The following is an 11,298-nucleotide window of genomic DNA, read 5'->3' on the forward strand; positions in this document are numbered from 1 at the left end:
ACACAAATCAACAGGTTCTAAAATCAACATTTACCTTTAACACAGCCTAATACAAAAAAACCACTTTCTTTTGATTACTTTCAAAAATAAGTGGTTTTTTACTATTATTTATTTGCCTTGCTGTTTATTCATAGCAGACATCATTTGGTTGATCTTCTTTTGAGAAGGCTTCATACCCATTTGCATCATCATCATTTTTAACATTTGTTCATTAATTGGTGGATTTTTCTTTAAGTAGCTCATCATGTATTTACGAGCAATGAAAAATCCTAGAGCTACACCAGCTACTAACGCTAGTACAACAACTAGAATCCATAAACCTGTACCCATTAAACTTCCTCCTTCATGTTGTCTACCATACAGTGTACTAAATAAAACGGGAATATACAATATTCTCTTTTAAAAGATTAGACATATTTTCTTTCTTTAATAGGCTTTAACCAACCAAACCGCTGATGATCAAGATCTAAAGCCATAAACGATGATTCACTTTTTCTAAGCACTTCAAAGAAAATCGTTTCGGCTTCATAACTACCAGAAGCCTCAATTGTAATTAAATCTTGGAAGACTCTTAATTTCGCTGTACTTAGTTTTCCACTTAATTCAATGGAGTATGTACCATGTTCAGCCAGAAAACCTTTCTTTTTTCCAAGTTGTTTTTGAATTAACTGATGTATTTTCAAAACCTCTAATGACTTTGTTATATAAGTAATCTGCTTATTTGTTATAAATTTCAGTTCACCGTCTGCTTTATGATGTTCCTGAAAAAGCTTAAAAAACATACGCTCTCTTCCGAAGTAATGGGCGGCAAATTCATCTTCTATTAGATAAAGCTGATAATTCCTCACCACGATCTCTCCTTCGTTGAATACCCTTTCTATCAATTATAAATAATCACTATCAAAACATTTGTCTTATACCGGCAAAAATAATCACTATTATTGTCGAATCCATAAGATTCTTACAAATTTTATTATATCTAACTAATATTTGGAATGTAACGAATGTTTCAAATCATTCATCTAATGTTCATATATATAGTAGACATGCAAAAAAAGAGAACGACATTACGTCGCTCCCTTTGAAATCATCTATTTATTATTGAAGTAGTGCTTTAACACGTGCAACAACATTGCTTACACTAAAGCCGTATTCTTCCATAATTTTTTCTCCAGGTGCAGAAGCCCCGAATGTATCAATTGCTAGGACGTCTCCTTCATCACCTGTGTATTTGTGCCAGCCAAATGAAGTACCAACTTCAATTCCAAGACGTTTTTTCACATTCTTTGGAAGAACTGAGTTTTTGTATTCCTGTGATTGCTGTTCAAAGCGATCCCATGATGGCATGCTTACAACTGAAACATGAATACCCTCACCGGCTAATGCTTGCTGTGCTTCAACCGCTAAACTAACCTCTGAACCAGTTGCTAGTAAAAGTGCATCTGGAGTTTCTCTTTCAGAAGGTGATACAACATATGCACCTTTTGAAACTCCTTCGTATGCATTTTTATCTGTATCTTTAAGTGTTGGTAAATCTTGACGTGTTAACACTAAAGCAGTTGGTTTGTTTGTTGACTCAACTGCTAGCTTCCATGCCGCAGCTGTCTCATTGCCATCTGCTGGACGGATAATGGAAAGACCAGGCATTGCACGTAAAGCTGCAAGTTGTTCAACCGGTTCATGGGTAGGCCCATCTTCTCCGACAGCGATACTGTCATGAGTAAATACATACGTTACTGGCAAGCCCATCAAAGCAGCTAGTCGGATAGCAGGACGCAGGTAATCAGAGAATACAAAGAATGTTCCACCAAAGATTTTTACTCCACCATGTAGAGCAATCCCATTCATGGCTGCACCCATTGCAAATTCACGTACACCAAACCAGATATTTCGGCCTTCGTAGTTGCCCGGCGCATAATCCCCTGTACCTTTAATCATGGTTTTATTGGAACCAGCTAGGTCAGCAGAGCCGCCAATGAAGATTGGTAAGTTCTTTGCAATACCATTTAAGGCCTCACCTGATGATGCACGGCTAGCTAAACTTTTGCCTTCGCTATAAACCGGAATATCTTTATCCCAGCCTTCAGGTAATTCATTTTTCAGTACTTTTTCTAATTGATTTGCTAATTCAGGAAATTCATTTTTATATTGTGCAAAAAGGTCATTCCATTCTTTTTCCTTTTTCACACCATTCTCAACAATTAGGTTTTGGAAGTTTTCGTAAACCTCATTAGGCACATGGAAATCTTCTTCAAATGTCCATTTATAAGCTTCTTTTGTAAGTTTTAACTCATCCGCTCCAAGTGGAGAACCATGTACGCCTGAAGTTCCAGCGCGGTTAGGAGAACCATAGCCTATAACCGTTCTTACCTCAATCATCGTTGGGCGATCAAGATCATTTCTAGCTTCTTCAAGCGCTTTAGCAATTTCTTCAAGATTATTGCCATCTTCTACGCGAACATATTGCCAGCCGTAAGAGGTGAAACGATCTTTTACACTTTCAGAGAAGGATTTATTTAAATCACCATCAAGTGAAATATCATTGGAATCGTATAAAACCACTAAACGTCCAAGTTTTAAATGTCCAGCAAGCGAAGCAGCCTCTGCTGAAACACCCTCCATTAAATCTCCGTCACCACAAATACTATATGTAAAATGGTTCACTAGTTCATAATTTTCTTTATTGTAAACACTAGCTGTATGACGTTCTGCCATTGCCATTCCGACAGCCATTGCAATTCCCTGTCCAAGTGGGCCAGTTGTTGCTTCTACCCCATCAGTATGACCATACTCTGGGTGTCCTGGAGTTTTACTTCCCCATTGGCGGAATTGTTTTAAATCATCCATTGTTAGCTTATAACCTGACAAATGAAGCATGCTGTATAATAACGCAGATCCATGTCCTGCAGATAATACAAAACGGTCACGGTTAAACCACTCTGGATTTTTTGGATTATGGTTCATGAAACGTGTCCATAGCGTATAGGTCATAGGTGCAGCACCCATTGGCATTCCAGGATGCCCTGAATTTGCTTTTTCAATCATATCAATAGAAAGCGTACGAATAGAGGTTACTGACAAATCATCAATAGTATTAAACATTAATTAAATCACTCCTGATCCACTGGGATAAAAAAATAATAACAACTATAATATTATAGTTCTCTTGGAATTAATTCAACAATTAATTTGAGTACTAAACAAATTAAATTACTTTCATTTTCTTATTTTTACACTCTAGAGGCTGTAATATGTAAAAGGGAAAACAAAATGTTTCCCAAATTAATGAAGATTATATTTTTTTCTAGCTTTTATCTTTTCAGGTGTTACGTCATTTCCCTCTGGATCGATAATTTTAGTATTTGTTAATGTATCCAGCATAGAACTGCGGAAAGTTGTCAAATACTCGCTTCTTAATTTTGATTGTTCCTTCGCCTCTGCTTCTGTTAAACCTGTTGCTTTGGCTTTTCTAGCTAACTCATTGATTCTTGCCATTTTTTCTTTCGAGAGCATGAAGAACCCTCCTTTCAATTGGGCTGTGGATAAACCTGTCTGTTGATTTCATCATCGATTAATAGAGTGACAACAATAAGCTTTATCACAGTAATTACCTAAAGACTGATTTTACTAAAAAATAGACCATCTGACAAGGCAAATGGTCTACCGCTCTTCTGATTTGATAGATTGTTGAGATTCTTGATAGCGTCTGTGAACAGTTGCTTTTGAAATATTGTATCCAAAACCTCTTAAAGTAGCAGCAATCTCTGAAAAAGTTAATTTGTTTTTTCTAAGACGTACTATCTCTTCAATAGGAACTTCTATTTTATCCCGTCCCGAATTCAATTCGAGATTTTTAAGATTTTTCTCAGGCTTATAACCATGAGCAACAGCTCTTTTCATTCCGCGCTTGATTTTGATATTATGTAGCTTACGCTGATATTCTTCAACCATACCAACTATTTTCAGTACCATGGAATCACTCTCAGATAACTGCAGTTCTCCATTATGAGAGATACTATATAGCTTAACGCCCTCTTTCATAATAAAATGCAAGAGAGCAATCTTAGCATTTCCTCGCCCTAGCCTCGTTTCATCTTGGATTAAAACTGCTTGTACCGTTTTTTCTTTCAACAAATCTAATAATTGCAGCATTCCATCTCTTTCTAGGTCATATCCACTTGCTTGCTCTCTAATAATGAATAGCACATTGAAATGATATTGATTAGCTAGCTTTATTAGTTCCTCTTCTTGGCGCTTTAATGATGTTTCCTGGGTATCTTTATTTGTACTTACCCGACAATAGATGACTGCATTCACCATCTGACTTTACTCCCCAGCAGCGCTGGCGTATTCGGTTAGAGATCCAACTTCAAGGTTTACAGGGATTGTGATTTCTTCCCCAGGATAAATCCTATCCCCTTCGATATTGTTGTGCTGCTTAACCCAGCTAATAAATTCATTATTGGAGTAAGAATGCTGATCCGAATATTGATCAGAGATTTTCCAAAGTGAGTCGCCTTCAGAAATCGTAATTGTTACAAACTTCTCTTCCACGTTAGAGTTGAAGCGTAAAGATAAAATAAATGCTAGTGAACAACTTAAGATTATTAATAATATTGCATAAGAGTATTTTTCCCATACTTTTTTCATATTAAAACCCCTATTCAGAATATATGTTCGTTTATTTGTTTTTATTATAAACCGAACGTTTGTTTGTTGTCAACAACAATTCGAACTTATGTTTGTATAAAAAACACGAACATGCTATAATAAATTTAAATATTAAATAGGGCGAGGTGTATCTAAAATGACAAAAATATCTAAGCGACAGCAGGATATCCTTGATTTTATTAAAGGGGAAGTAAAGAAAAAAGGTTATCCGCCATCCGTACGAGAAATCGGAGAAGCGGTTGGGCTTGCATCTAGTTCTACTGTCCATGGTCATTTAGCACGTTTGGAGAGCAAGGGACTAATTAGAAGAGATCCGACAAAACCGAGAGCAATCGAAATATTAGAAGCAGATGAAACTCTGAATATCCCAAGAAACAACGTCGTCAATGTACCTATTGTCGGTAAAGTAACTGCTGGTCTGCCAATAACCGCCATTGAAAACGTTGAGGAGTATTTTCCACTGCCTGAAAGTCTAGCACCTGCCGATGAGCAAGTATTTATGCTAGAAATCATGGGTGAGAGTATGATAGAAGCCGGAATTCTTGATGGAGATTACGTGATTGTAAGACAGCAGCAAAGTGCGAATAATGGTGATATCGTCGTTGCTATGACAGACGAAGATGAGGCCACTTGTAAGCGATTCTTTAAAGAAAAAGATTTCATTCGTTTACAACCAGAGAACTCAACAATGGATCCTATTATTTTAAGAAATGTATCCATACTAGGAAAAGTTATTGGAGTTTATCGTCATATTCATTAAATTATAAGAGCAGATGTTTGAAATCTGCTCTTTTTATGTTTATTTTTGGAAATATATTGAAAAATATGAATATTTACTCATTCTGTTTAGTTTCCACTATTAGTATAATGGTATTACACCATGAGTTAACCTTAGGTCAAAAAATCCAGGCTTAAGGAGGGTGAAAACAGTGTTGAAGGACATTATTTTCTCAATGGTTATTGGTGGATCCGTAGGAATTATCAGTCATGTTCGAAAGCATGGAAAAATCATCATGCCTCGTAAAACAAAGAAGTTTATTTATCTAGGTTTTTTAGAAGAAATACTTCTGTGCTTAGTTGCTTGTCTCCTCGTGGTGATTTACACAACTCCAAATTCATTAGTTGAGAATATTTTAGTATCGGTACTTGTAGGGATTAGCAGTGATATTATTCTCACCAAATTTAAGTTACTAAATGAAAAAAATGAAAAATAAAAGAAACAAAAATAACCCAGTATGGATTATATCCACACTGGGTTTCTTTATATTAGTACATGCTCATGTATTGGTCGCGTTCCCAAGGGTGTACTACCGTACGGAACATATCCCACTCAATCTCTTTGGCTTCAATAAAGTGTTCGAAGATGTGTTCGCCTAATCCAGACACGATTACTTCATCAGACTTCAATTGATCTAAAGCTTGAGCTAGTGTTGCAGGAAGATCGATGATTCCTTCTTCGATTCTTTCCTCTTTGCTCATTACATAGATGTTACGGTCAACTGGAGCTGGAGGAGTCATTTTATTTTTAATACCATCTAAACCAGCTTTTAATAGAACAGCCATTGCTAGATATGGGTTTGCAGCTGGGTCAACGCTTCTTACTTCTACACGAGTACTTAAGCCGCGGGAAGCAGGAATACGAATTAATGGTGAACGGTTTCTAGCAGACCATGCAACGTAGCAAGGTGCTTCATAACCAGGAACTAAACGCTTATAAGAGTTTACAGTTGGGTTTGTTACAGCTGTAAAGTTAGGAGCGTGCTTTAAGATACCAGCGATAAATTGACGAGCAGTATCGCTCATTTCAAGGTCACCAGTTGGCTCGTAGAATGCATTTTTGCCATTTGAAAATAATGAAAGGTTCATGTGCATTCCAGATCCATTCACTCCGTATAATGGTTTTGGCATGAACGTTGCATGTAAACCGTGTTTACGAGCAATTGTTTTAACTACTAGTTTGAATGTTTGAATTTGGTCACACGCTGTTAAAGCATCTGCATATTTAAAGTCAATTTCATGTTGACCTGGTGCTACTTCGTGGTGTGAAGCTTCAATTTCAAAGCCCATCTCCTCTAGTTCTAGCACGATATCACGACGGCAGTTTTCTCCTAAATCTGTTGGAGCTAAATCGAAATATCCGCCTTGGTCGTTCAACTCTAGTGTTGGCTCACCTTTTTCATCTAATTTAAATAAGAAGAATTCTGGCTCAGGCCCTAAGTTAAAATCTGTGAATCCAAGTTCATCCATCTCTTTCAATACTCTTCTTAAGTTATTACGTGGATCACCATCAAATGGATTTCCTTCAGCCGTATAGATATCACAAATTAAACGAGCAACTTTTCCTTTTTCAGCTGTCCAAGGGAATACAACCCATGTATTCAAATCTGGATATAAGTACATATCAGATTCTTCAATACGTACAAACCCTTCGATAGAAGATCCATCAAACATCATTTTATTATCCAAAGCTTTTTCTAATTGACTAACCGGAATTTCAACATTTTTAATGGTTCCTAAAATATCAGTGAATTGTAAACGAATAAATTTAACATTTTCTTCTTGTGCCAACCGCTTAATATCTTCTCTTGTAAACTTTGCCATTCTTATTACCCCCAAAATAGTTTTTTAATGGAAAAATCGTGACATATCACCTTGCCTTAAAGACGAACGATTAAATCTGCCAGCTTGCTGTAATTCATGTCTAAGAAGATTTCGCAGCTGTTCATCCGTCAAATCTTGCTTGGCTTTTTCAGCCTGTTGCTGAAGCACATTCACTTGTTGCTGTTTGACAAGGAAGAGCTGTTTTATACCAGCCATATTCACTCCTTGATCAATTAAATCCTTAATTTCTAATAGACTATCAATATCGTTTAAACTAAATAGTCTTCTATTCCCATCAGTTCTTGCTGGAGAAATCAATTGATGCTCTTCATAGTATCGGATTTGTCTAGCAGTTAATTCTGTTAGCTGCATGACCGTTCCGATTGGGAAAAGTGGCATTGAGCGGCGTATTTCCTTTCCACTCATTTAATTTCTCCTCTCTTTTTGCTAATTTATATTGTTATTATATTTCGTGTTAGAAAAGATGTCAATCCTATGTTAGGTTTTCTAACATGGTTTTTTACAAAAAAATAAAAGGACAACTTTATAAAGTTATCCTTTGTATAATCCTTTAGTTTAATTCAATCAAATCTTTTTCAATTAAAGAATCAACAGCAATACAAACCGCCATTTTTACATGAGAATAAGTAAGCCCTCCTTGAACATAGGCAACGTAAGGAGGACGAATCGGTCCATCAGCTGTCAGCTCAATACTCGCACCCTGAATAAATGTTCCAGCTGCCATAATCACATCATCCTCGTAACCCGGCATGTAGGCTGGATAGGCCGTCACATGCGAATTGATCGGTGAAGCAAATTGTATCGCTTGACAGAAAGCAATCATTTTATCCTTATCATTAAATTGAACAGATTGGATTAAATCAGTTCTATCAGAATTCCACTTAGGGGATGAATTCATTCCTAGTTTTTCAAGAAGTGCAGCTGTAAAAACAGCACCTTTTAACGCCTGTCCCACTACATGCGGCGCCAAAAAGAATCCTTGATACATTTCTTGAAGACTGTATAAGGAAGCTCCCGCCTCTGCTCCAATACCCGGAGAGGTCATTCGATACGAACAGGCTTCAACATATTGTTTCTTTCCTACAATATATCCACCCGTTTTCGCAATTCCCCCACCAGGGTTTTTAATCAGCGAGCCTGCCATTAAATCGGCACCTACATGGCAGGGCTCTAATTCTTCGACGAATTCCCCATAACAGTTATCTACAAATACGACGACATCCTCTTTAATTTCTTTTACAAAAGATATCATCTCTTTGATCTCGGAGACAGTAAATGATGGTCTTGTTGCATAACCTTTTGAACGCTGTATTCCTATCATTTTTGTATTGGGTTTGATTTTTTCAGCTACAAGGCCCCAATTTATCGTTCCTTCTTCTGTCAGTTCCACACTATCGTAAGATATGCCAAACTCCTTTAGAGAGCCCACTCCATTACCGCGGATCCCTACAATTTCTTCCAGGGTATCATATGGTTTTCCAGTCATATAGAGAAGTTCATCTCCAGGACGCAGGATACCAAATAAAGCAATAGATATTGCATGCGTTCCTGAAATAATTTGCGGTCTTACTAGTCCTGCTTCCGCACCAAAAACATCGGCATAAATTAACTCCAATGTATCCCTGCCGATATCATCATATCCATACCCAGTGGACGGCATAAAGTGTGAATCACTCACCCTATGCTTTTGGTAACTTCTCAATACGCGAAATTGATTGGTTTCAATCCTCTCGTCTATTTCTTTATGTACGGATGCAATTTGTTTTTCAATATCCTTTACAATATGTTGAAGCTTTTCCCCATTTTTTAACATTTGAAACATGCTGTTACTCCATTCTCGTTTTGTATTTCTGTAATTGCCCTGAAATTTGTTGATCTGGAAGAGAAAATCCTCTGCATTGATAAAGTTCTTTTTCTTCATCAAAGATTAGTTCTCTTACGATCGTCTCATTCTTTAATTGTGCCAGTAGTTTCCCCTCCGTTGAAGGTATACTCACTTGATATTGATCCATCATTTCAATAATGACCTTTTCAATTTTTCTTTTTAGTTCATTGCGGTCCTCTTTATCATAGGCACTGATAAATATGAGAGGAGTGCTTGTCGTTGGTACAAAGTCCGGATGTTTAATATCCCTTTTATTATAGACAGTAATTTGTGGTATGTCTTTAACTTCCAAGTCTGCAAGCAGCTTATTCACTGTTTTTTCATGCTGGAAGTAGTCTGCATTTGACATATCGACAACATGCAAAAGGAGGTCTGCTTCCTTAACCTCTTCAAGTGTCGAACGAAAAGCAGCAATCAGTGCGGTTGGAAGGTCTTGAATGAATCCAACGGTATCTGTAATTAATGTTTGGAACCCACTTGGTAAAATTAACTTTCGTGTCATTGGATCCAATGTAGCGAAAAGTTGATTTTCCTCAAACGAGTCTGCTTCAGACAGTCGGTTAAAGAGTGTTGATTTGCCGGCATTTGTATAACCAACAATCGCAATTTGGAAGGTTTTGTTTTTCTTCCTTCTTTCTCGGTAACGCTCTCGGTGCTGTACAATTACAGCAAGCTGACCCTTAATTTCATCGATTCTCCGACGAATATGACGGCGGTCTGATTCGAGCTTTGTTTCCCCAGGCCCTCTTGTCCCAATACCTGCCCCTAACCTTGATAAGGCTGTGCCTTGGCCAGCAAGACGAGGCAGTAAATAATGGAGCTGCGCTAGTTCAACCTGTAGTTTACCCTCTTTGGACCTTGCTCTTTGTGCAAATATATCTAAAATTAGCTGAGTCCGGTCGATAATACGAGCATTTAACTCAGAAGAAAGATTTCGTTTTTGGCTAGGGGATAGTTCATCGTTAAAAATGACTAAGTCTGCCTCTACCTCATCTACGAGAGCTTTTAGTTCTTCTACTTTCCCTTTTCCTATATATAACGCTGAGTGAATACGCTCTCGTTTTTGAACAACTGTCATAAGAACTGTTCCCTTAGCTGTTTCGGTTAAGGAAGCAAGCTCTTCCATAGAATATTGGAACCTGCTATCATCCAATGTTTGCGTTTGGCAGCCAACTAAGATTGCTTTTTCTAAGCTTACTTCTTGTTCCATACCAACACCTGCTTTCATAGATTTTTCCTTTCCTCATCATACCAAAAAAGATGATTTTACCCTAATTTTTGAAAATATTTGTTGATTAATTACACCTCCGTGTTAAAATCATATTGTTTGCTGAAAATTTTAAAATAAATGTATTTCACATAGAGGAGAAACCGAACAAAATGACATGGGATGTCTTAAGTATTATTGGTACAATTGCTTTTGCCGTTAGTGGTGCCATTGTCGCTATGGAAGAAGAGTATGATATATTAGGTGTTTATATTTTAGGGATTGTCACCGCTTTTGGCGGTGGTGCCATACGAAATCTTTTAATTGGGGTCCCCGTCTCTGCTTTATGGGAACAGGGGTTATTCTTCCAATTCGCCTTACTATCGATCACTGCAGTATTTTTGTTTCCAACAAATTTGTTACGCCATTGGCAAAGATGGGGAAATTTCTTCGATGCGATTGGCTTGTCTGCATTTGCGATTCAGGGTGCTATTTATGCAGCGAATATGGACCGTCCGATAAGCGCAGTCATTGTGGCGGCTGTCTTAACTGGAATTGGCGGAGGTATTATTCGCGATTTACTAGCTGGCAGAAAACCGATTGTATTACGAGCTGAAATTTATGCAGTTTGGGCTATTCTAGCTGGTCTTATCATTGGATTAAAAATAGCGTCAAGGCCGTGGGAGTTGTACACGCTTTTTGCACTTATTACTGCACTAAGAGTACTTTCCTATACATTCAGTTGGAAACTTCCAGCTAGAAGACTCGGAATGCATTAAATGAAATCGGCGGCATAAATGTCCGCCGATTTTTTTTATCATTTCCCGACAGAAGACTCCCTCTTCAATCGTGTGAAGGGCGCAGCCCAACGATAAGGGGGAGATGATTGTCGGTTTGCGGTAGCCAAAATTTT

13 protein-coding genes are annotated in these 11,298 nt (G+C 37.5%); 3 read left to right on the forward strand and 10 right to left on the reverse strand.

Annotated elements, in window-relative coordinates:
• Positions 1-108: 108 nt before the first annotated feature.
• From CHI06_RS26815 to yneA, 6 genes are all read right to left on the reverse strand, one after another.
• The gene (locus CHI06_RS26815) at positions 109-330 is read right to left on the reverse strand and encodes a YneF family protein (RefSeq protein WP_095251700.1); all 222 of its coding nucleotides are present in this window, start codon (positions 328-330) and stop codon (positions 109-111) included.
• A gap of 77 nt (positions 331-407) precedes the next feature.
• Complete coding sequence (gene sirA / locus CHI06_RS26820) at positions 408-848, reverse strand: sporulation inhibitor of replication protein SirA (protein ID WP_095251701.1); 441 nt, start codon at positions 846-848, stop codon at positions 408-410.
• Positions 849-1,098: 250 nt separating this feature from the next.
• Positions 1,099-3,102 (reverse strand): transketolase, encoded by a 2,004-nt coding sequence (tkt, locus tag CHI06_RS26825; RefSeq protein WP_095251702.1) that lies wholly within the window; start codon positions 3,100-3,102, stop codon positions 1,099-1,101.
• A 180-nt stretch (positions 3,103-3,282) separates the two neighbouring features.
• A complete protein-coding gene (locus CHI06_RS26830) occupies positions 3,283-3,513 on the reverse strand; it encodes a DUF896 domain-containing protein (protein ID WP_095251703.1) in 231 nt (76 codons plus the stop codon).
• Between the two features lie 147 nt (positions 3,514-3,660).
• Positions 3,661-4,317, reverse strand: coding sequence for a YneB family resolvase-like protein (locus CHI06_RS26835; RefSeq protein WP_095251711.1), 657 nt, complete (start codon positions 4,315-4,317; stop codon positions 3,661-3,663).
• 9 nt (positions 4,318-4,326) lie between these two features.
• The gene (gene yneA / locus CHI06_RS26840) at positions 4,327-4,650 is read right to left on the reverse strand and encodes a cell division suppressor protein YneA (protein ID WP_095251704.1); all 324 of its coding nucleotides are present in this window, start codon (positions 4,648-4,650) and stop codon (positions 4,327-4,329) included.
• Positions 4,651-4,807: 157 nt separating this feature from the next.
• Here yneA and lexA point away from each other — a divergent pair, with 157 nt between their 5' ends.
• The gene (lexA, locus tag CHI06_RS26845; RefSeq protein WP_095251705.1) at positions 4,808-5,431 is read left to right on the forward strand and encodes a transcriptional repressor LexA; all 624 of its coding nucleotides are present in this window, start codon (positions 4,808-4,810) and stop codon (positions 5,429-5,431) included.
• 169 nt (positions 5,432-5,600) lie between these two features.
• Positions 5,601-5,885: a DUF4257 domain-containing protein gene (locus tag CHI06_RS26850; RefSeq protein WP_095251706.1), complete on the forward strand. Its 285-nt coding sequence runs from the start codon at positions 5,601-5,603 to the stop codon at positions 5,883-5,885.
• Positions 5,886-5,937: 52 nt separating this feature from the next.
• Here the strand turns inward: CHI06_RS26850 and glnA are convergent, their stop codons facing one another.
• The 4 genes from glnA to hflX all read right to left on the reverse strand — a co-directional run bounded on the left by glnA (position 5,938) and on the right by hflX (position 10,388).
• Positions 5,938-7,272 (reverse strand): type I glutamate--ammonia ligase, encoded by a 1,335-nt coding sequence (glnA, locus tag CHI06_RS26855; RefSeq protein ID WP_095251707.1) that lies wholly within the window; start codon positions 7,270-7,272, stop codon positions 5,938-5,940.
• 24 nt (positions 7,273-7,296) lie between these two features.
• A complete protein-coding gene (locus CHI06_RS26860; RefSeq protein ID WP_095251708.1) occupies positions 7,297-7,698 on the reverse strand; it encodes a MerR family transcriptional regulator in 402 nt (133 codons plus the stop codon).
• Positions 7,699-7,843: 145 nt separating this feature from the next.
• Positions 7,844-9,115 carry a methionine gamma-lyase family protein gene (locus tag CHI06_RS26865; RefSeq protein ID WP_095251709.1) on the reverse strand — a complete coding sequence of 424 codons (1,272 nt, stop codon included), beginning with the start codon at positions 9,113-9,115 and terminating at the stop codon, positions 7,844-7,846.
• A 4-nt stretch (positions 9,116-9,119) separates the two neighbouring features.
• Positions 9,120-10,388 carry a GTPase HflX gene (hflX, locus tag CHI06_RS26870; protein ID WP_095251712.1) on the reverse strand — a complete coding sequence of 423 codons (1,269 nt, stop codon included), beginning with the start codon at positions 10,386-10,388 and terminating at the stop codon, positions 9,120-9,122.
• A gap of 170 nt (positions 10,389-10,558) precedes the next feature.
• Between hflX and CHI06_RS26875 the strand changes: the two genes are divergently transcribed.
• Entirely contained in the window at positions 10,559-11,164 is a 606-nt protein-coding gene (locus CHI06_RS26875) for a trimeric intracellular cation channel family protein (protein ID WP_095251710.1), read from the forward strand.
• Positions 11,165-11,298 lie beyond the last annotated feature (134 nt).

The organism is Bacillus sp. 7884-1 (genome assembly GCF_002272245.1).
GTDB lineage: Bacteria > Bacillota > Bacilli > Bacillales > Cytobacillaceae > Neobacillus.